The sequence below is a fragment of the Cellulosimicrobium sp. RS genome, from assembly GCF_046159675.1.
Lineage (GTDB): Bacteria > Actinomycetota > Actinomycetes > Actinomycetales > Cellulomonadaceae > Cellulosimicrobium > Cellulosimicrobium funkei.
The window spans coordinates 27,447-47,877 of record NZ_JBJXVU010000003.1; the positions used below are offsets into that span (position 1 = coordinate 27,447).

Genomic DNA, 20,431 nt, shown 5'->3' on the forward strand with positions numbered 1-20,431 from the left:
TCCGATGTCGTGGCTGCTCATGATCTGGTGCGCGACGGCGTGCACGGCCGCCGCCGCGTGGTGGGTGCTGCGCCGGGCCGGGCGACCTCCGAGCCACCGGGCGGGCGGGCGCCGTCGTGCCGCCGCGGCACCGGACCCGCTCACCACGCTCGCGCTCCAGGTGCGGCTCACCGCGCTCGCCGCAGAGCTCCGGCGCATCGAGGCCGACCCGGACGTCTACGCGCGTGCCCACCACTACCTCGCGGTCCAGGGCGCCTACGACGCGCTGCTGCGCGAGGCCTGCCGGCTCACGGGGCTCCCGGTCGCGGACGCACCCCTGCGCGCGGGCTTCCGCACCGGCGACGACGAGCGGTTCCGCGAGGAGCTCGAGCTCAGCGCGCGCGGCTGGAGCTGGTGACGGACCACCCGTGAGGGGCGGCACGGGACGGGCGAGGGGCCCGACGGCGGGACGTCCGCCGTCGGGCCCCTCGCCCGTCGTGCGCTCAGAGCGCGGAGTGGTCGCCGATCCGGTGGTAGGTGCGGTCGTGGTAGACGAGCGGCGACGCCGCCGCCCCCCGCGGCGCCCCGGGTGCGGCGCCGACGCTCGACGCGAGCGCGCGCAGCGAGACCAGGTAGGAGTCGCCCACCGGCGTGCGCTGGACGACCCTCCCGCGCACCCACGACAGCGCGCCGTCGATCACGGGCTCGCCCGTCGGCAGGCGCGACCAGCCGCCGTCCGCGAACCGGTCGATGCCGCTCGTCGCGAACCGGGCCGAGACGTCGTCCTGGTGGTCCGCGAGGAAGCTCACGGTCAGCGTGCGCGCGGTCGAGACCGCGGGCCACGACGACGACGTGGACGCGAGCGAGAACGCGAGCAGCGGGGGCGCGGCCGAGACGGAGATGACCGACGTCGCGGTGAAGCCGACGAGGCGGTCGCCGTGCTCGAGCGCGACGACGGCGACGCCCGCGGGGTGGCCGCGGAACACGGCCTTGTACTCGTCGGGGGAGAGCTGGGGCTCGTCCTGCTCGGCCAGGAGGGCCTCCAGGTGGGTGAGCTCGGCGGTCATCGGGCCACCCCCGCGAACGCGTCGGCGACAGCCTCGTCGGTGCTGGCCGCCGGGCGGTCCTCCGCCGGGGGGAGCGGTGCCGTGGCGCGGCGCAGGGCGTCGCCCTCGCGCGCGAGCCACGCGTCCACGACCGGTCCCAGGTCCGCGAGCTGCGGCTCGGTGACCGTGAGCGACCGGGTCGGGACGACGGCGCCGAGCTCGACGAGCACGGGTCGCAGGTGCACCTCCCCGACGAGCGCGTGCGCCGGGTTCCCGGACACGACGAGCGGGACCACGACGACGCCCGCGAGCCCGTCGGGGCCGTAGAGGTCGAGGAAGGCCTTGAGCAGCCCGGTGTACGACGCCTTGTAGACCGGCGTCGCCACGACGGCGACGGTCGCCCGGGCGAGCTGCTCACGGGCGGCGTCGGCCGCCGGGTGGTCGGCGGCGAGCACCTCGCCGGCGAGTGACGCCAGGTCGACCGTGGCGACGTCGGCCGCGCCGAGGAGGTCGGCGACGCGGCGTGCGACCGTCTCGGCGGCGCCGAGCGTGCGCGAGCCGGGCCGCGGGTTGCCCGAGACGGCGAGCACCGTCGGGTGGGTGGGGTGGTGGGTCATGTGCACCTCGCAGTAGTCGTCGATCACGCTTGCCGTGCGGGCTGTCCTCGCCGGTGGCGGGGCAGGCCGGGCCCGGCCTGGTCATCTCCCGGAGCACCCCGCCGTGACAGGGGTTGCCGGCCAGCGAGCCGGGGCTTGGCGCTGGCGCTCGTGACCTGGGGACGGGTATAGCAACCGCCCCGAGAAACTGCACCGGATCGGTAGGGTTTCTCAGTGGGTGGACGGATGTGTCGTCGCCGGTGCCCCCCGTGCCGCCCTGTGCCGCCTCGTGCGGGCGCCCCGGACCCGGCGGCGGCCCACGCCGGTGCGCGCGGAGTGAGACGGTGTGACGAGAGCTTCTGGCACAGGCGTACCGTCAGCAGGAGTTCCGCCCGCGTCAGACGAGGAGTACCCATGGACAGCCGACTGCAGTCCGTCTACGACGAGGTCCTGCGTCGCAACCCCGGCGAGGCCGAGTTCCACCAGGCCGTGCGCGAGGTCTTCGACTCGCTCGGCCCCGTGCTGCGCAAGCACCCGCGCTACGTCGAGGCCGCCGTCCTCGAGCGCGTGTGCGAGCCGGAGCGCCAGATCATCTTCCGGGTCCCGTGGGTGGACGACACCGGGCGCGTGCAGATCAACCGCGGCTTCCGCGTCGAGTTCAACTCCGCGCTCGGCCCGTACAAGGGCGGCCTGCGGTTCCACCCGTCGGTCTACCTCGGCATCGTGAAGTTCCTCGGCTTCGAGCAGATCTTCAAGAACTCGCTCACGGGCATGCCCATCGGCGGCGGCAAGGGCGGCTCCGACTTCGACCCGCGCGGGCGGTCCGACGGCGAGGTCATGCGGTTCTGCCAGTCGTTCATGACGGAGCTCTACCGGCACATCGGCGAGAACACGGACGTCCCCGCGGGCGACATCGGCGTGGGCGGCCGCGAGATCGGCTACCTCTTCGGGCAGTACAAGCGCATCACCAACCGGTACGAGTCCGGCGTCCTCACGGGCAAGGGCATCTCGTGGGGCGGCTCGCTCGTCCGCACGGAGGCCACGGGCTACGGCACGGTCCTCTTCGCGCAGAACATGCTGGAGACGCGCGGGCAGGAGCTCGACGGGCGCCGCGTCGTCGTCTCGGGCTCGGGCAACGTCGCGATCTACGCGACGGCCAAGGCGCAGCAGCTCGGCGCGAACGTGGTCGCGTTCTCCGACTCGTCGGGGTACGTCGTCGACGAGGCCGGGGTGGACCTCGAGCTCCTGCGCCAGATCAAGGAGGTCGAGCGCGGGCGCGTCGCCGACTACGCCGCGCGCCGTCCCGGGGCCCGCGTCGTCACCGACGGGTCCATCTGGGACGTGCCGTGCGACGTCGCGCTCCCGTGCGCGACGCAGAACGAGCTCGACGAGGCGGCGGCCAAGCAGCTCGTCGCGAACGGCGTCGTCGCGGTCGCCGAGGGCGCCAACATGCCCACGACGCCGAGCGCCGTCGCGCTGCTCCAGGAGGCGGGCGTCCTCTTCGCGCCGGGCAAGGCAGCCAACGCGGGCGGCGTCGCGACGTCGGCCCTCGAGATGCAGCAGAACGCGTCGCGCGACGCGTGGTCCTTCGAGTACACCGAGGACCGCCTCGCGCAGATCATGGCGGGCATCCACGACCGCTGCGTCGAGACGGCCGACGAGTACGGCACGCCCGGCAACTACGTGCTCGGCGCCAACATCGCAGGCTTCACCAAGGTCGCCGACGCGATCCTCGCGCTCGGCGTCATCTGACCCGAGCCGCACGACGACGGCCGTCGGTGCCCCGCGCAGAGCGGTGGCACCGGCGGCCGTCGTGCGCGCGGGGGCGGCGGCCGCCGGTGCCCGGCGGGGATCCCCGCCCTGCTGCGGGGCACGGAGCGAGGAGCGCCGCTCCACCCGGGGCGGCGAGCGGCCTATGCTCGGTCGTCGTGGAGCCCGACGACGTGACCGGCCCGCCGGCGAACAGCGCCGGGCGCACGGTCAGGCAGCGCGCCGGCAGCGCGGTCCTCGGCCTCGTGGTGGCGGCGCTCCTCTACCTTCTCGCCTTCCCGCTGGCCTTCGCGGCGCTCTTCTTCGCCGCGGGTGCCTTCGACGACCGGTGCTTCTCCCCGGACGTGGGACGGGTGTGCGCCGCAAATCCCGTCGGGGGAGCGGTGGCGATCGTGCTCGGCGTCGTGCTGCTGATCGCCCCCGGCGTGCTCGGGATCTACGTGGGCCGGGCGTCCGAGCCCTCCCGCTCGGCGAGCGGCTCCTGACCCGGTCCGCCGAGTCACGCGCCGCGGCGCAGCGCGCGAGGGCGCGTCAGGCCCGGTCTCCCGGCGCGGGAAATGCCCTCCGGCCGGGAGGGTCCGGGCGCCTAGGGTGGCCGGATGGCGACGGTCAGGCAGGTCCAGGTCACGTTCGACTGCGCGCAGCCACGGCGCGTCGCCCGGTTCTGGTGCGAGGTGCTGGGCTACGTCCCGGCGTCGCCCCCGGAGGGCTTCACCACCTGGGACGACGCCGAGGCCTCCCTCCCGCCCGCGGAGCGGGACACCTGGTCCGCGTGCAGCGACCCCACCGGGGCCGGTCCGCGCCTGTACTTCCAGCGCGTCCCCGAGGGCAAGGTCGTCAAGAACCGCGTGCACCTCGACGTGCGTGCCGGCACCGGGCTCGTGGGTGCCGACCGTCTCGCCGCGCTCGAGGCCGAGCGCGACCGGCTCGTCGCGCTCGGTGCGACGTGCGTGCGCGTGATGGTCGCCGACGAGGAGAACGAGTCCTGCATCGTCATGCAGGACGTCGAGGGCAACGAGTTCTGCCTGGACTGAACGCCGGGCCCGACCCGCGGGACCGATCCGCGAGCCGGTCCCGGCGGTGGTGCCGGGGTGCCTTACGCGACGGTCGTGCGGACCGTGACGGGGATGTTGCCCCGGGTCGCGAGCGAGTACGGGCAGACGGCGTGCGCGGCCTCCGCGAGCTCCTCGGCGAGGTCCTGGGTGACGCCGCCCCCGAGCTCGACGTGCAGCGTCGCGCCGAGCGAGAAGCCGCCGTCGCCGTTCGGGACGAGGTCGACCTCGGCGACGACGGCCGAGTCCGTCACGGGGACCTTGCGCTGCGCCGCGACCATCTTCAGCGCCGAGTGGAAGCACGACGACCACCCGGCCGCGAACAGCTGCTCGGGGTTGGTCCCGCCACCGGGGCCGCCCATCGCGCGCGGGACCGCGAGCGTGACGTCGAGCTGGCCGTCGTCGGACACGGCGCGGCCTCCGGCGCGGCCGTCGCCGGTCGCTGTGGCCACGGCGGTGTAGAGGGTGTCAGCCATCGAGGTGCCTTTCGAGAGTCGTGATGCGACGTAGAGTTACTAGTACGTCTACATCAAGGAACCTAGACTGGCGGCCGACCGCGCGCAAGGGGCGGAGAGAAGGAGGGGGCCATGGTCGACGACTCGCCGACGTCCGGGGCGACGGGCCGCGGCACCGCGGCGGACACGCGCCGCCGCATCCTCGAAGCCGCCTCGGCGCTCTTCTACGCCCAGGGCATCCGGGCGACGAGCGCCGACCGGATCATCGAGCAGGTCGGCATCACCAAGGTCACGTTCTACCGCCACTTCCGCACGAAGTCCGACCTCGTCGTCGCGTACCTCGAGCAGCAGGCCGCGCGCGACCGCGCGGTGGTCGACGAGGCCCTGCGCGACGCCGAGCCGCTCGACGCCCTGAGCGCCCTCGCGGGCGCCATCGGCGCCGTGAGCTGCGTGCCCGGCTTCCGCGGCTGCCCGTTCATCAACGCCGCGGCGGAGACGCCCGACCCGCAGGACCCGGTGCGCGTCGTCGTGGACCGCCACCGGCGCTGGACGCGGGACGTGTTCGCGCGGCTCGCGGCGGCGGTCGGCGTCGCGGACGCCGACGCGACCGCGGCGCAGCTCATGATGCTGCGCGACGGCGCGATGGTCGCGGGGTACCTCGGCGACCCGGACGAGGTGGCCGCGACCCTGCGGTCCGCGTGCCTCGCCGCCGTCGCGGCGGGACGGCCGACGCCGGCCTGAGCCCGCGCGCCCGACGCGCTGCCCGGAGTCGTCTACCCTGGCCGACGGCCGCCGTCGTGCGGGTCGCGCGACGCGACGGCCGCCGGACCGGACGACGGGAGAGCGCCATGACGACCACCCACCCCGAGGGCGCCGCGGCGCCCGCGGCCCGCGACGTGGCCCTCGAGCTCGCCGTCCAGGACCCCGACGGCGTCCGTGTGGCCGCGGCCGTGCGTGCCCAGCGGGTCGAGCTGTGCGTCGGTCTCGGCGCCACGGGCGGGCTCACGCCCAGCGCCGGGCTCGTCGAGGCCGCGGTCGCCGCCGCGGCGGAGGCCGACGGCCCCGGGCCGCGCGTCGAGGTGCACGTGCTCGTGCGCCCGCGCCCCGGCGGCTTCGTTCTCACGCCCACCGACCTCGACGTCCAGGTGCGCGACGTCCGGGCCGCGGTGGCGGCCGGGGCGCGCGGCGTCGTCGTGGGTGCGCTCACCCCGGACGGCCTGGTCGACGTCGGCGCCGTACGCGCCCTCGTGGACGCCGCCGACGGGCGCGAGGTCACGTTCCACCGCGCCGTCGACGTCGTCGCCGACCCGCTCGCCGCGCTCGACGCGCTCTCCGGGGCCGGGGTCGTGCGGGTGCTCACGTCGGGCGGTGCGTCGCGCAGCATCGACGGCACGGACCGGCTGCGCGCCATGGCGGCGCACGCGCGCGACGCGCTCGACGGACGTGTGCAGGTCATGGCCGGCGGGGGAGTGCGGCCGCAGGACGTCGGGGCCCTGGTGGCCGCGGGCGTCGACGCCGTGCACCTCTCGGCCAAGCGCGTCGTCGCGGACGACGCCGGGCCGGGTGGCGGCGGCGACGCCGGCTACGAGGTCACCGACCCCGAGGTCGCGCGGGCCGCGCGCGCCGCGCTGGACGTCGCTCGCTGACCCCGCCCCGGCCCGCTGGCGGCGCTGCCGCCGTACCGCCGCCGACCCCGTCCCCGGCCGCTCGTGCGAGCGCCGCCTGCTGCGCCCGCACGACGCGCTGCGCCCCGCACGGCCCGTGGCGCCCGGACCGGCCGCGGGCCGCCCCCGCTCCCTCCTGACCGCCCCCGGCACCTCGGCCGGACCCCGTCCCACGGGGTCCGGCCGAGGCCCGTTGCGGCGCGATCCTGGTATCGATGTCTCAGTTAGGTAACTTTCCTGTCGTATTCGCAGGAGGGCCGGTGGCTATTAGTTAGTGTTCCTGCCACACGCCTGCGGGCGCCGAAGTACGACGTGAGGACGCGTCGTCCATGCGAAAGGACCGAAGATGATTCGAAGCACGGCGCGCAAGCGTCTGCTCACGGCCGCGGCACTCGTGACGGGCGTCTCGCTGCTCGCGAGCGCCTGCACCGGCGGGGGCAACGGCGAGGGCGAGGGCGAGGGCGGCGAGGCCCGTGTCCTCAACGTCTGGGCCGGCACCCAGACGCCCATGGTCGCGAACTTCAACCCGTACGCGCCCAACCCGCTGCACGTGACGAACGGCGGCATCTACGAGCCGCTGTTCTTCTACAACCGCGCCGAGGCCGGCGACCCGACGCCCCGCCTGGGCGAGTCCTACGAGTGGAGCGAGGACGGCACCGAGCTGACCGTCAAGATCCGCGAGGGCGTGAAGTGGTCCGACGGCGAGGACTTCACGGTCGAGGACGTCATCTTCTCGTACACCAACGAGGCGGCGAAGCGCGACTACCTGAACACGATCGAGAAGGTCGACGAGTCGACCGTCAAGTTCACGTTCAACGGCGCGCAGTTCACGAGCGCCGTGCAGATCCTCGGCACCACGCTCATGGTCCCCGAGCACCTCTTCAAGGAGGTGTCGGACCTCATCACGTACACGAACGAGGAGCCCGTCGGCACCGGCCCGTTCACGCTCGACACCATCACGAACGCGACCTACACCGTCGTCCCGAACGAGGACTACTGGGGCGGCGAGCCGAGCCTCGGGAAGGTCCGCTTCCTCGCGCTCGACAAGAACCAGAGCGCCCAGGACCTCCTCGCCACCGGCAAGATCGACTGGACCACGATGTTCATCGCGGACCCGGACACGGTCACCGGCGCGGGCCAGGTCTCGCTGCTCAACACCCCGCAGGACCCGACCACGATCATGTCGTGCTCGAACGCGGCGCTCGGCTGCGCGGGCCCGCAGACGGACCTCGCCGTCCGCCAGGCGGTCAACCTGCTCGTCGACCGCGGCGAGATCAACGAGAAGGCGTTCTCGGGCCACGCGGCCGTCGCGTCGCCGTCGCTCGCGCTCCTCGGTCGTGACGACCGCTGGATCTCCTCGGAGATCGAGAAGGAGAGCCCGCAGGAGGGCGACCCGGCCGAGGCGGCCAAGGTCCTCGAGGCAGCCGGCTACACCAAGGGTGCCGACGGCATCTACGAGAAGGACGGCCAGAAGCTCTCTGTCCAGCTCATCTCGGTCGACGGCTGGAGCGACCACAACGCGGCCGGTGACCTCATCGCGCAGCAGGCGCTCGAGGCGGGCGTGGAGATCAACCACGTGAAGATCACGCAGCAGGAGATGTCCGACGCCCGGACCAGCGGCAACTACCAGATGATGATCAGCGGCATCACGGGCACCTCGCTCGACGACCCGTTCGCCATCTACCGCCAGTGGCTCACGACCGAGTACACGACGCCGGTGGGCGAGACCATCGAGGCCGGCCGCTTCAACTTCCCGCGCTACTCGAACCCGCTCGTCGACGAGGCCGTGGCCACCGCCGCCGGCACCAACGACGAGGACGCGAAGAAGGCCGCGTACGCCACGGTGCAGAAGGAGATCGCCCGCGACCTCCCCTACATCGCCCTCGTCGTGAACCCGACCATGTCGTTCGTCAACACGAAGGACTACACCGGCTGGCCGTCCGAGGACGACATGTACGCCTTCCCGCCGTCGTGGGCCACGATCAGCAACGGCGTGATCCTCTCCCAGCTCGAGCCCGCGAGCTGATGTCGCACTGCCGAAGAGGAGCTCGGGTGAACGAGGAGTCAGTCGCATGAGGTACTACGCACGGCGGATCACGTTCTACGTGGTCACCTTCTGGGCCGCCGTCTCGCTCAACTTCCTCCTGCCGCGGGCGATCCCTGGTGACCCCAAGCAGATCTACCTCGACACCATGCTCCGGAAGAACGGCGAGCTGACTCCTGGTCTCATCCAGAGCGTCGACGTCCTCTTCGGCAGTGACGACGCCACCCTGTGGGAGCAGTACCTCGCGTACTGGAAGAACATCTTCACGGGTGACCTGGGTACGTCGGTCCTGTACTTCCCGGCACCCGTGAGCCAGCTGCTCGGCGAGGCCCTCCCCTGGACGGTGGGCCTCGTCGGGCTGGCGACGATCATCGCGTTCCTCCTCGGCGTCGGCCTCGGCGCGTGGGTCGGCTGGAAGCGCGGTACCTGGGTCGACCACATCATCCCCGCGTCGACCTTCCTCCAGGCGGTGCCGTACTTCTGGCTCGCCCTGGTGCTCATCTCGATCTTCTCGGTGTCGCTCGGCTGGTTCCCCATCGTGGGCGCGTACGACATCTTCGAGTTCGACAGCGGTCCCGAGTGGTCGTGGGACTTCGTGGGCAGCGTGATCTACCACGGCACCCTCCCGGCCGTGACGATCATCCTGTCGGCGATGGGCGGCTGGCTCCTCGGGATGCGCAACATGATGGTCTCGACCATCGCCGAGGACTACGTCACGACGGCCGAGGCCAAGGGCCTGCGCCCCTTCCGGGTCGCGCTGACGTACGCGACGCGGAACGCGGTCCTGCCGTCGGTCACGGGCTTCGGCATCGCGCTCGGCTTCGTCGTCGCCGGGTCGGTGGTCATGGAGCAGGCCTTCAGCTACCCCGGCATCGGCAAGCTGCTCTTCACCGCGGTTCAGGCGAAGGACTACGCGCTCATGCAGGGCGCCTTCCTCGTGATCACCGTGGTGGTGCTCGCGGCGAACTTCCTCATGGACCTGATCAACGGCATCATCGACCCGAGGACGCGGAACAATGGCTGACCCCACCCGTGACGCCGAGACCGTGACGCCTGCGGCGGACGCCGCCCCCGCCGCCTCCGTGGTGGTGGACGGCCTGCCGCCCGAGAACCGGACCGCCGGCATCGTGCCGGACGTGCCCATCGCCCCGCCCGAGGCCGTCGTCGCGGGCGAGCCCGTCCCGACGAGCTCCGCGCCGAAGCGCGGCATCCGGGCGATGCTCCCGCGCCGCTCGGGCAAGCTCGTCGTCGGCCTCGTGCTGACGCTCGGGATCGTGCTCTTCTCCGTCGTGACGCCGCTGTTCAGCCAGAGCCCGCGGGCGACGTCGAACCCCGCGTACCTCCCGCCGAGCACCGAGCACCTGCTCGGCACGAACAACATCGGCGTCGACATCTTCGCCCAGGTCGCGCACGGAGGCCTCGGCTCGCTGACGGTCGGCCTCCTCGCGGGCGTGATCGCGATGGTCCTCTCGCTCCTGTTCGGCATCCTCGCCGGCTACGTCGGGGGCTGGACGAACGAGATCCTGTCCTTCGTCACGAACATCATGCTCGTGATCCCCGGGCTCCCCCTGATCATCGTGATCTCGGCCTACCTGGAGTCCCGCTCGCTCTTCCTCGTCGCCCTGATCCTCGGCATCACCGGCTGGGCGGGCGCGGCGATCGTGCTGCGGGCGCAGGCCCGGTCGCTGCGGAGCCGCGACTACGTCTACGCGGCCAAGGTCGCGGGCGAGAAGGCGCCGCGGATCATCCTCGTCGAGATCCTGCCGAACCTCCTGCCGCTCCTCACGGCGAACTTCCTGGGCGCCGTGCTCCTCGCGATCCTCAGCGAGGCCGGTCTCTCGTACCTCGGCCTCGGGCCGTCGGGGTCGGTCACCTGGGGCACGATCCTCAACGAGGCCAGCACGCAGAACGCGATGGCCTACGGACGCTGGTGGTGGTTCGTGCCGCCGGGCCTCCTCATCGCGCTGTTCGGGTGCGGGCTCGCGCTCATCAACTTCAGCATCGACGAGATCATCAACCCGAGGCTCCGGACGGCACCCGCCGCGGTCAAGAACGTCCGGCTCGCCCGCAAGCAGCGCGCGAAGCGTGCGGCAGCGACCGCGCCGGCCGCCGGCGCTGCCGCCACGGCAGACGGCCCGGCGAGCACCCCGGCCCGAGACGACGAGAAGGTCCAGTCATGAGCACACCGACCCTCACCGCGAAGGCCGCGGGCGACTTCGGGGCCCCGCCCGGCGCGATCCCGGTGCTCACGGCGCGGAACGTCTCGATCGAGTACCAGGTGAACCCGGTCGTGCAGGCCGTGAAGGACGTGTCCCTGACCCTGCACCGGGGCGAGATCCTCGGCCTCGCGGGCGAGTCCGGCTGCGGCAAGACGACCCTCGCGTACGGGCTCAACCAGCTCCTCAAGCCGCCGGCGCTGCGCACGAGCGGGGAGATCGTCCTCCACGACAAGGACGGCGACGACATCGACGTCGCCGCCCTGTCCGGGGACTCGCTGCGGGCGTTCCGCTGGGACAAGGTCTCGATGGTCTTCCAGGGGGCGATGAACTCCCTCAACCCCGTGATCAGCATCAAGGCCCAGCTGTTCGACGTCTTCGCGACGCACCGCCCGGGGATGTCCGCGAAGGACAAGCTCGAGCGCAGCCGTGAGCTGCTGGAGCTCGTCGGCGTCGACCCGAACCGGCTCGACAGCTACGCGCACGAGCTCTCCGGCGGCATGCGCCAGCGCGTCATGATCGCGATGGCCCTCGCGCTCCAGCCGCAGGTCATGATCATGGACGAGCCGACGACGGCGCTCGACGTCGTCGTCCAGCGCGGCATCCTGCGCGAGATCATGCGGCTGCGCGAGCAGTTCGACTTCGCCGTCGTCTTCATCACGCACGACCTGCCGCTGCTGCTGGAGATCAGCGACCGGATCGCGGTCATGCTCCGCGGCGAGATCGTCGAGCTCAACACGGCCGAGGAGATCTACAACGCGCCCGCGCACGAGTACACGCGCCGCCTGCTCGGGTCGTTCCCGAGCCTGACGGGCGACCGGGGCGGGTTCGTCCGGTCCGGCGAGGACACCGCCGACAGCACGGGAGGGGTGGCCTGATGGGCACGCTCGAGATCCGGAACCTCACCAAGGACTTCGTCATCCGCAACGGGTGGAAGCGGTCGCGGCTGCGCGCGGTGAACGACGTGTCGTTCACGCTCGAGCCGGGCAAGACGATCGCCATCGTGGGTGAGTCGGGCTCCGGGAAGTCGACCGTCGCGCGGATGATCGCGAAGCTCGAGACGCCGACGTCCGGTGACATCCTGCTCGACGGCGTCCCGTCCGCCCGACGTGGCCGTGGCCTGGCCGAGTACCGGCACGACGTCCAGATGGTGTTCCAGGACCCGTTCGCGTCGCTCAACCCGTTCCACTCGATCCGCCACCACCTGGAGCGGCCGCTGCGGATCCACGGGCTCGCGAAGACGGCCGCCGAGCTCGACGCGGCCGTCGACGAGCTCCTCACCCGCGTGAACCTCACGCCCCCGGGGACGTTCGCGGAGAAGCGTCCGCACGAGATGTCGGGCGGTCAGCGCCAGCGCGTCGCGATCGCCCGAGCGCTCGCGCCCGGCTCCCGGTTCCTCGTCGCGGACGAGCCCGTGTCGATGCTCGACGTGTCGATCCGGCTCGGGGTGCTCAACCTGCTGGCGCGACTGCAGCGCGAGGAGAACCTCGGCGTCCTCTACATCACGCACGACCTCGCGACGGCGCGTCACTTCAGCGACGAGATCCTCGTGATGTTCCGCGGGAACGTCGTCGAGCGCGGGCCGTCGGACCAGGTCATCCTCGACCCGCAGCACGAGTACACGAAGCTGCTCCTCGGGGCGGCACCGGAGCCGCAGAACCACGGCCGCCTCCGCGAGGAGGTGCGCCGCGAGCTCGCCGCGGCCGCGGCGGGCGGGGGCGACGCCGTCGCCCGCGACCGCTTCGGCACGCGCGGCATGTGAGACGGGCGTCGCCCGTCCCCTCATCGTCCGGGCAGCGGGGGTTGCCCGGCGGCACGCGTCGGTGGTGACGCGTGCGCGTCGCGCGGGCCAGGTCAGTCGGACGCCCTGGCCCGCGCGCTCGCCCCGTCCGTCGTCGTCCGTCCTGCCACGCAGGACGTGCCCGGCGACGGGTGGGTAGGGTCGGGCTCGTGCCCGCCCGCCACCTGCGCCTCGCGCGACCCGAGCCCTCCGCCCCGAGCACCACCGCGCTGGTCACCGACGCGCTCGCGGCGCTGCGCCGCGAGATGGAGGTCCCGGAGACCTTCCCGGACGGGGTGCTCGCCGAGGCCGAGGAGGCCGTGCGCGAGGACCGCGCGGCGCCCGGCCCGGGACGCGTCGACCTGCGCGACGTCCCGTTCGTCACGATCGACCCGCCGGGCTCGATGGACCTCGACCAGGCGCTGCACCTCGAGCGGGCCGGGGGAGCGCCGGACGACCCGGCGGGCGCCGCGTTCGTCGTCCACTACGCGATCGCCGACGTCGGCGCGTTCGTCGTGCCGGGCGGAGCGATCGACGCCGAGGTCCACGAGCGCGGCACGACCCTCTACGCGCCCGACGGTCGCACCCCGCTGCACCCGGCCGTGCTGTCCGAGGGCGCGGCGAGCCTCCTGCCGGGCGAGGACCGCCCGGCCGCGGCGTGGCGCGTCGTGCTCGACGCCCGCGGCGAGGTCCTCGACGCGACGGTGCGGCGCGCCGTCGTGCGCTCGACGCAGCGCCTCACCTACGACGAGGCGCAGGCCCGGATCGAGGCCGGTGGCCCCGGGGACGCGCTCCTGCTGCTCCGCGAGGTGGGCGAGCTGCGGCTCGCGCGCGAGCGCGAGCGCGGCGGTGTGTCGCTCGAGGTCCCGGAGCAGGAGATCGTCACGCGCGACGACGGCTCGTTCGGCCTCGAGTTCCGCTCGACCCGCCCGGCGGAGGCCTGGAACGCGCAGGTGTCGCTGCTCACGGGCATCGCGGCGGCGCGGCTCATGCGCGCGGGGGGCGTCGGCGTCTTCCGCGCGCTGCCGGAGGCCGACCCGCGCGACCTCGCGCGCCTGCGCCGCACGGCCCGCGCGCTCGGCATCGACTGGCCGCGCGAGATGCCGTACGCCGAGCTCGTCCCGACGCTCGACTCGCGCGTCCCGCGCCACGCCGCGTTCCTCAACGAGGCGACGTCGTTGTTCCGGGGCGCGTCGTACGAGGCGTTCGGCGGCACGGGCCAGGAGCCCGGCGTGCCCGGCGACGCGGCGCACGCCGCGATCGGCGCGGAGTACGCGCACGTCACCGCGCCCCTGCGCCGTCTCGTGGACCGCTACGGCACCGAGGTGTGCCTCGCGCTGTGCGCGGGGGAGGACGTGCCGCGGTGGGTGCTCGACGCCCTGCCCGGCCTGCCGCGCACCATGGCCCGCACGGGCCAGCGCGCGAGCGCGTACGAGCGCGGGATCGTCGACGTCGTCGAGGCCGCGCTGCTCACCGGTCGCGAGGGCGAGGAGTTCGACGGCGTCGTGGTCGACGTCGAGGACGACCGCGAGCGCGCACGCCGTCTCGAGCGCGAGGACGCCGACGAGGCGGGCGGGGCGCGGCGCGGCCAGGTGGTCCTCGCCGACCCGGCGGTGCGCGCGCCCGTCGAGGGGACGGACCTCCCGCTCGGCGACCCGGTCCGCGCCACGCTGCGCGAGGCGTCGGTGCCCGGGCGCCGCGTCCGGTTCACCGTCGGCTGACGCCGGGCCGCGCGGCCTAGGCTGGTCCTCGTGCCTGCCCGACGCCGTACCGACCCCGCCGCCGGCCGCCTCGCCCTGGCGACGTGGCGCGACGACCCCACCGACCGCCGCGCCGTGACGACGGCCGTGCGGTTCACGCTCGAGGAGCTCGCCGACGTCGCGCCCGGGCACACGGTCGAGGTACGCGTGCCGCCCGCGGGGGCCGTCCAGGCGGTCGAGGGCCCGCGGCACACGCGCGGGACGCCGCCGAACGTCGTCGAGACGGACCCGCAGACGTGGCTGGGCCTCGTGACGGGGGCGGTCACCTGGGCCGACGCCGTCGCGGACGGGCGGGTCCGCGCGTCGGGCGAGCGCTCCGACATCTCCTTCCTGCTGCCGCTCCAGGCGGCCCGGCCACGCTGACCGCTCCGGCGGGGACCTCGGCACCTGCTCGCGGGCGGCGAGCGTGTTACCGGTGGGTAACGTTCTCCGCGTCAGGTCTGGCGGAGCGCCGGGCGGGGGACTAGCGTCCCAGGATGACCGGCCGCCGTCCGCGCGGGCGCTCGCGGCACGACGACGTGCGCTGGCGTTCTCGTGGCGGTGACACGGCAGCAACCGCACGTTCATCCAGGTGAGGTGCGATGTCCCGCGGAGGCAGGGTGTCGCCCCGTCCGAGGTTCGTCCCCGACCCACGGGAACGCGCGAGCTGCTGCCCGGCCGTCCGCACGAGATGAAGGAGTCAGCGTGACCGACCACCAGCACCTGCGGCGACGGAGGGTGGTGGCGGGCACGTTGACCGTGGCCCTCGCCGTGCCGTTCTCCGTCGCGGCGGCCACCGCCGCGAGCGCGGCGCCCGACGGATCGGGCCTCGTCATCAACGAGGCCTACCTGAGCGGCGGCAGCGCCAACGCCCCGTACACCCACAAGTTCGTCGAGCTGTACAACCCCACGCAGGCGGCGATCGACCTCTCCGGGATGTCGCTGCAGTACCGTTCGGCGACGAGCACGGGCGCCTTCACGGGCGTGACCGCGCTGACCGGCTCGGTCGCCCCCGGGGGCTACTACCTGGTGCAGGGCGGGTCGAACGGCTCGAACGGCGCCGCGCTGCCCACGCCCGACGCGACGGGCGGTCTCAACCCGTCGGGCACGACGGGCACCCTGGCGCTCGTGCGGTCGACCTCTCCGGTGACGCTGCCGGCAGGGAACGCCGCGGGCGCCGCGAACGTCGTCGACCTGATCGGGTACGGCACCTCGAACACGTTCGAGACGGCCGTGGGCCCCGCGCCGTCGGCCAACAACGTGCCCGCGTCGATCAACCGGACCGGGTACGCCGACACGGACGACAACAGCAAGGACCTCACGCTCTCCAGCACCGTGACGCCGCAGAACAGCGGCGACGACGGCGGCGGCCCGGGCCCCGAGCCGGGCGAGGTCGTCCCGATCGCGGAGATCCAGGGCACGGGGGCGGCGAGCCCGCTCGTCGGGCAGACGGTCACCACGCGCGGCGTCGTCACCGCGACGTACCCCACGGGCGGCTACGACGGCTTCTACCTGCAGACCGAGGGCACAGGCGGCGACCTCGACGCGTCGCACACGGCGTCGGACGCGATCTTCGTCTACTCGAAGGCGGGCGCGGCCGCGGTGGCGGTCGGCGACCACGTCGAGGTGACGGGCGCGGTCTCCGAGTACTTCACGCTCACCCAGATCACGCCTGCGGCGGGCGGCTGGACCGTGCTCGACGAGGCGGCGCAGGACGTCAAGCCCGCGAACGTCGCGTTCCCGGCGACCGATGCCGAGCGCGAGGCCCTCGAGGGCATGCTCGTGCAGCCGGCGGGCGACTACGTCGTCGCGGACAACTACGACACGAACTACTACGGGTCGTTCGTGCTCGCGGCGGGGACGGACCCGTTCGTCCAGCCGACGTCGGCCGGTCGGCCGGGCAGCGCGGAGGCGGCGGCCGCCGTCGCGGACCGTGCCGCGCGGGCCGTGGTGCTCGACGACGGCGCCACGACGAACTTCAACAACACGGCGAACAAGGGCGTCCCGCTCCCGTACCTCACGGGCGGGGCACCGGCGCGCGTGGGTGCGGCCGTGTCGTTCACGACGCCGGTCATCCTCGACTACCGGTTCGACGCCTGGACGTTCCAGCCGCGCACGCAGCTCACCGCGGGCGACGGCGGCAACGCCGCCACGGTGCAGCCGGTCACGTTCGAGAACACGCGGGAGGACGCTCCGGCCGAGGTCGGGGGCGACCTCTCCGTCGCGACCTTCAACGTCCTCAACTACTTCACGACCACGGGCGACCAGGTCGCGGGCTGCCAGTTCTACACGGACCGCGCGGGGAACCCGATCACGGTCCGCACGGGCTGCGACGCGCGCGGCGCGGCGGACGCCACGAACCTCGAGCGGCAGCAGACGAAGATCGTCGCGGCGATCGACGCCCTCGACGCGGACGTCGTCGCGCTCATGGAGATCGAGAACTCGGAGCCGTTCGGCAAGGACCGCGACCAGGCGCTGTCGGACCTCGTGGACGCGCTCAACGCGGCCGCGGGCGCCGAGGAGTGGGCGTTCGTCCCGTCGCCGGCCGCGGTGCCGACGGACGAGGACGTCATCCGCCTCGCGTACATCTACCAGGTGGCCGAGGCCGAGCCGGTCGGCGACTCCGTGATCCTGCTCGACGACCCGGCGTTCTCGAACGCGCGCGAGCCGCTCGCCCAGGTCTTCCAGCCCGCGGGCGGGATCACCGAGGGCGACGACGCGGCGAGCGACGACGTGCTCGTCGTCGCGAACCACCTCAAGTCGAAGGGCGGCAACGACTCCGCGCCCGCCGACCAGAAGGACACCGGCGACGGCCAGGGCGCGTACAACAAGGCGCGCGTGGGCCAGGCGACGGCGCTCGTCGCCTTCGCCGAGGACGTCGCGGCCGACGCCGGGACGGACAAGGTCCTGCTCGCGGGCGACTTCAACTCCTACGAGCAGGAGGACCCGCTGCAGGTGCTCAAGGACGCCGGCTACACCGACCTCGGTGCGTCGACGGGCGAGCACACCTACCTGTTCGACGGGTACGTCGGGTCGCTCGACCACGTGTTCGCGTCGTCGGCCGCGGCGGACGCAGTCACCGGCACCGACGTGTGGAACATCAACTCGGTCGAGCCGATCGCCAACGAGTACAGCCGGTACAACTACAACGCGTCGATCCTCTACGACCCGACGCCGTTCCGGTCGTCCGACCACGACCCCGTCCTCGTGGGCCTCCAGCTCGGCGCCACCGAGCCCGGCACCACGCAGCTGGACCTGCTGGCGATCAACGACTTCCACGGTCGCATCGACGCCAACACGGTGAAGTTCGCGGGCACGATCGAGCAGCTGCGCGCGGCGAACCCCGACGGGACGGCCTTCGTCTCGGCGGGCGACAACATCGGCGCCTCGCTGTTCGCGTCGGCGCTCCAGGAGGACCAGCCGACGATCGACGTGCTGAACACGCTCGACCTCGCGGCGTCCGCGGTGGGCAACCACGAGTTCGACCAGGGCATGGACGACCTCACGGGTCGGGTCACCGACGAGGCCGACTGGGCCTACCTGGGCGCGAACGTCTACGACAAGGGCACGACGAACCCGGCGCTGCCGGAGTACCAGGTCGTCGAGATCGACGGCCTCGACGTCGGCTTCGTCGGCGTCGTGACGGAGGAGACCCCGACGCTGGTCACGCCGTCGGGCATCGCCGACGTCGAGTTCGGCGATCCCGTCGAGGCGCTCAACCGCGTCACCGCCCAGCTCCAGGACGGCGACCCGGCGAACGGCGAGGCGGACGTCGTCGTGGGCCTCGTCCACGAGGGCGCGTCCGCGGGCACGCCCGACGGCGCGACGCTCGAGGAGGAGGTCGCTGCGGGCGGCGCCTTCGCGGACATCGTCGACGAGACCGACGCGCGCGTCGCGGCGATCTTCACGGGCCACACCCACAAGCAGTACGCGTGGGACGCGCCCGTCCCGGGCGCCCCGGGCAAGACCCGCCCGATCGTCCAGACCGGCAACTACGGCGAGTTCATCGGGCACGTGTCGCTCACCGTGGACACCGCGACCCACGAGGTCACGGCGTACACGGCGCAGAACGTGGCCCGCACGAAGGCGGAGGACGCGACCCTGGTCGCGACGTACCCGCGCGTCGCGGAGGTCAAGACGATCGTCGACGCGGCGCTCCAGCAGGCCGAGATCATCGGCGCGACCCCGATCGGCGAGGTCACCGCGGACATCACGACCGCGTTCGCGGGCGGCTCGTACACGGGCCCCGGCGGGACGTACGCGGGCCCCGGCCCGGACCCGACGTCCGGGCGTGACGACCGCGCCTCGGAGTCGACGCTCGGCAACCTCGTCGCGGACTCGCTCCTCGCGACGCTCTCCGACCCGGCACGCGGCGGCGCGGACATCGGCGTCGTCAACCCGGGCGGGCTGCGCGCCGAGCTCCTGCACGGCGACGACGGCGTCATCACGTACGCCGAGGCCAACGCGGTCCTGCCGTTCGTCAACAACCTGTGGACCGTGACCCTCACGGGCGAGCAGGTCGTCGAGATGCTCGAGCAGCAGTGGCAGACGGACGCGAACGGCAACCGCCCGTCACGCCCGTACCTCGCCCTGGGCCTCTCGGACAACGTGTCGTGGACGGCGAGCACCGCCGACCCGAACGCGGCGCCGGGGAGCAACGTCTCGTCCGTGACGATCGACGGCGAGCCGATCAACCCCGACGGCGAGTACCGCGTCGCGACGTTCTCGTTCCTGGCCACCGGGGGCGACAACTTCCGCGTGTTCACGGACGGCACCGACCCGCGCGACTCCGGTCTGGTCGACCGGGACGCGTGGATCGCGTACCTGCAGCAGAGCTCGCCGGTGTCGCCGTCGTTCGACCGGTCGCGCGTGGTCGTCGACGAGCTGCCCGGCACCGTGACGGCGGGCTCCGACGTGAGCGTGGGGCTCTCGGGCCTCGACCTCACGTCGCTCGGGTCGCCGGCGAACACGTCGGTGGACGGGTACCTCGTCGCCGCGGACGCCACGTTCGACCCGGCGGCCCCGGGCACCCCGGCGGGCACCGCCACGGTGACGGGCGGGGCGGCGACCCTGACGGCGACGGTCCCGGCCGACGCCGCGGCGGGCGAGTACGACCTGTGGGTCGTCGCGTCGCCGAGCGGCACGACGGCGCGCATCCCGGTCACGGTCGAGGCCGCGGCCCCGACGGTGGAGCTCGTGAACCTCGAGGCCACCGCGCGCTGCACGGGCAAGTTCGTCCACCTCGCGGTCCGCGCCACCAACGGCGAGGACGCGCCGGTCGAGGTCGTCCTCGAGACGCCCTACGGCTCCAAGCGGTTCCCGAACCTCCAGCCGGGCAAGAACGCCTACCAGTCGTTCAACACCCGGGCCACGTCGGTCGAGGGCGGGACGGTCACCGTGACCGCGACGCTCGACGGCGTGACGCAGGAGTACGAGATCCCCTTCGAGGGTCAGACCTGCGGCTGACGTCTGCCTGACGCCGTGCGGCGCCGCCGAGGAGGCGACGCCACGTCCCGCGACCCGGGTCCCGTCCGACGGGCCCGGGTCGCGGTGCGTCCGGGGCGAGGACTCTGCGGGGAGTCCCAGGAAGCGCGGGTAGGGTCGTGCTCGTGAGCTCCGAGCAGTCCCGCGTGCCCGACGGCACGGCCCCCGACCCGTCCGCCGCGCCCGACGCCGTCGTGCCCGAGGCCGCGCGCCCCGAGGCCGGGTCCGAGGCCGCCGAGCCCGGGGCCGCCGAGCCCGGGGCCGCCGAGCCCGGGCCCGTCGGGCAGGAGGCGAGGTCGGACGAGACCCCCGGCGACGCCGCCTCCGCCGGTGACGAGGAGGTCGAGATCGAGTCCGTGGTCGACCCGGCGACCGTCCGCCGCGCCCCCCGCTACCGTGCGTTCTTCACGGTCGGCATCCTCCTGGGCACGGTCCTCGGCCTGGGCATCGGTGGGGCGTGGCTCCAGTCGCCCGCCGCGGCGCCGGTCTTCAAGCCCGGCGTCTACTTCACGGTCATCCTCGTGACGTGCGCGGCGCTCGGCGCCGCGGTCGCGGGCGTGTGGGCCGTCGTCGCCGACCGCCGCAGCCTGCGCGGGCGCCGCTGAC

At 73.4% G+C, this 20,431-nt stretch carries 18 protein-coding genes and 1 riboswitch; of the genes, 15 read left to right on the top strand and 3 right to left on the bottom strand.

Annotated elements, in window-relative coordinates:
• Positions 1 to 4 precede the first annotated feature (4 nt).
• On the top strand, positions 5 to 397 hold the full coding sequence (locus tag ACI769_RS05705; RefSeq protein WP_228074943.1) for a hypothetical protein: 393 nt from the start codon (positions 5 to 7) through the stop codon (positions 395 to 397).
• Positions 398 to 482: 85 nt separating this feature from the next.
• On the opposite strand, the gene ACI769_RS05710 is transcribed toward ACI769_RS05705, so the two are convergent.
• Both ACI769_RS05710 and ACI769_RS05715 read right to left on the bottom strand, forming a co-directional pair.
• A complete protein-coding gene (locus tag ACI769_RS05710) occupies positions 483 to 1,046 on the bottom strand; it encodes a flavin reductase family protein (protein ID WP_074805481.1) in 564 nt (187 codons plus the stop codon).
• A complete protein-coding gene (locus tag ACI769_RS05715; RefSeq protein ID WP_409141316.1) occupies positions 1,043 to 1,642 on the bottom strand; it encodes an NADPH-dependent FMN reductase in 600 nt (199 codons plus the stop codon). The genes ACI769_RS05710 and ACI769_RS05715 overlap by 4 nt, the downstream gene beginning before the upstream one ends.
• 54 nt (positions 1,643 to 1,696) lie before the next feature.
• Positions 1,697 to 1,798: riboswitch (SAM riboswitch) on the bottom strand.
• 237 nt (positions 1,799 to 2,035) lie between these two features.
• On the opposite strand from ACI769_RS05715, the gene gdhA reads away from it, so the two are divergent.
• The 3 genes from gdhA to ACI769_RS05730 all read left to right on the top strand — a co-directional run bounded on the left by gdhA (position 2,036) and on the right by ACI769_RS05730 (position 4,425).
• Positions 2,036 to 3,373: an NADP-specific glutamate dehydrogenase gene (gene gdhA, locus ACI769_RS05720; protein WP_021482903.1), complete on the top strand. Its 1,338-nt coding sequence runs from the start codon at positions 2,036 to 2,038 to the stop codon at positions 3,371 to 3,373.
• A gap of 176 nt (positions 3,374 to 3,549) precedes the next feature.
• Complete coding sequence (locus tag ACI769_RS05725) at positions 3,550 to 3,876, top strand: hypothetical protein (protein ID WP_043657337.1); 327 nt, start codon at positions 3,550 to 3,552, stop codon at positions 3,874 to 3,876.
• 114 nt (positions 3,877 to 3,990) lie between these two features.
• Entirely contained in the window at positions 3,991 to 4,425 is a 435-nt protein-coding gene (locus ACI769_RS05730) for a VOC family protein (protein ID WP_034653583.1), read from the top strand.
• 62 nt (positions 4,426 to 4,487) lie between these two features.
• Here ACI769_RS05730 and ACI769_RS05735 read toward each other — a convergent pair whose 3' ends face one another.
• Positions 4,488 to 4,919: an organic hydroperoxide resistance protein gene (locus ACI769_RS05735; RefSeq protein WP_043657345.1), complete on the bottom strand. Its 432-nt coding sequence runs from the start codon at positions 4,917 to 4,919 to the stop codon at positions 4,488 to 4,490.
• Between the two features lie 111 nt (positions 4,920 to 5,030).
• Between ACI769_RS05735 and ACI769_RS05740 the strand changes: the two genes are divergently transcribed.
• The 11 genes from ACI769_RS05740 to ACI769_RS05790 all read left to right on the top strand — a co-directional run bounded on the left by ACI769_RS05740 (position 5,031) and on the right by ACI769_RS05790 (position 20,430).
• Positions 5,031 to 5,639, top strand: a complete 609-nt coding sequence (locus tag ACI769_RS05740) for a TetR/AcrR family transcriptional regulator (protein WP_043657348.1) — start codon at positions 5,031 to 5,033, stop codon at positions 5,637 to 5,639.
• Between the two features lie 107 nt (positions 5,640 to 5,746).
• Positions 5,747 to 6,544 (top strand): copper homeostasis protein CutC, encoded by a 798-nt coding sequence (locus ACI769_RS05745; protein WP_409141317.1) that lies wholly within the window; start codon positions 5,747 to 5,749, stop codon positions 6,542 to 6,544.
• Positions 6,545 to 6,908: 364 nt separating this feature from the next.
• The gene (locus ACI769_RS05750) at positions 6,909 to 8,588 is read left to right on the top strand and encodes an ABC transporter substrate-binding protein (RefSeq protein ID WP_043656525.1); all 1,680 of its coding nucleotides are present in this window, start codon (positions 6,909 to 6,911) and stop codon (positions 8,586 to 8,588) included.
• A gap of 46 nt (positions 8,589 to 8,634) precedes the next feature.
• Complete coding sequence (locus ACI769_RS05755) at positions 8,635 to 9,630, top strand: ABC transporter permease (protein ID WP_085386588.1); 996 nt, start codon at positions 8,635 to 8,637, stop codon at positions 9,628 to 9,630.
• Positions 9,623 to 10,786: an ABC transporter permease gene (locus ACI769_RS05760; RefSeq protein ID WP_114553520.1), complete on the top strand. Its 1,164-nt coding sequence runs from the start codon at positions 9,623 to 9,625 to the stop codon at positions 10,784 to 10,786. Before ACI769_RS05755 ends, ACI769_RS05760 begins: the two co-directional genes overlap by 8 nt.
• Entirely contained in the window at positions 10,783 to 11,700 is a 918-nt protein-coding gene (locus ACI769_RS05765) for an ABC transporter ATP-binding protein (protein ID WP_021483201.1), read from the top strand. The genes ACI769_RS05760 and ACI769_RS05765 overlap by 4 nt, the downstream gene beginning before the upstream one ends.
• On the top strand, positions 11,700 to 12,584 hold the full coding sequence (locus ACI769_RS05770; RefSeq protein WP_144721493.1) for an ABC transporter ATP-binding protein: 885 nt from the start codon (positions 11,700 to 11,702) through the stop codon (positions 12,582 to 12,584). Before ACI769_RS05765 ends, ACI769_RS05770 begins: the two co-directional genes overlap by 1 nt.
• Before the next feature lie 188 nt (positions 12,585 to 12,772).
• Complete coding sequence (locus ACI769_RS05775) at positions 12,773 to 14,323, top strand: RNB domain-containing ribonuclease (RefSeq protein WP_409141318.1); 1,551 nt, start codon at positions 12,773 to 12,775, stop codon at positions 14,321 to 14,323.
• Positions 14,324 to 14,353: 30 nt separating this feature from the next.
• The gene (locus ACI769_RS05780) at positions 14,354 to 14,725 is read left to right on the top strand and encodes a sterol carrier family protein (RefSeq protein ID WP_171467423.1); all 372 of its coding nucleotides are present in this window, start codon (positions 14,354 to 14,356) and stop codon (positions 14,723 to 14,725) included.
• Positions 14,726 to 15,046: 321 nt separating this feature from the next.
• Positions 15,047 to 19,807, top strand: coding sequence for an ExeM/NucH family extracellular endonuclease (locus ACI769_RS05785; protein ID WP_409141319.1), 4,761 nt, complete (start codon positions 15,047 to 15,049; stop codon positions 19,805 to 19,807).
• A 143-nt stretch (positions 19,808 to 19,950) separates the two neighbouring features.
• Complete coding sequence (locus tag ACI769_RS05790; RefSeq protein WP_409141320.1) at positions 19,951 to 20,430, top strand: hypothetical protein; 480 nt, start codon at positions 19,951 to 19,953, stop codon at positions 20,428 to 20,430.
• The last annotated feature ends 1 nt before the right edge of the window (position 20,431 follow it).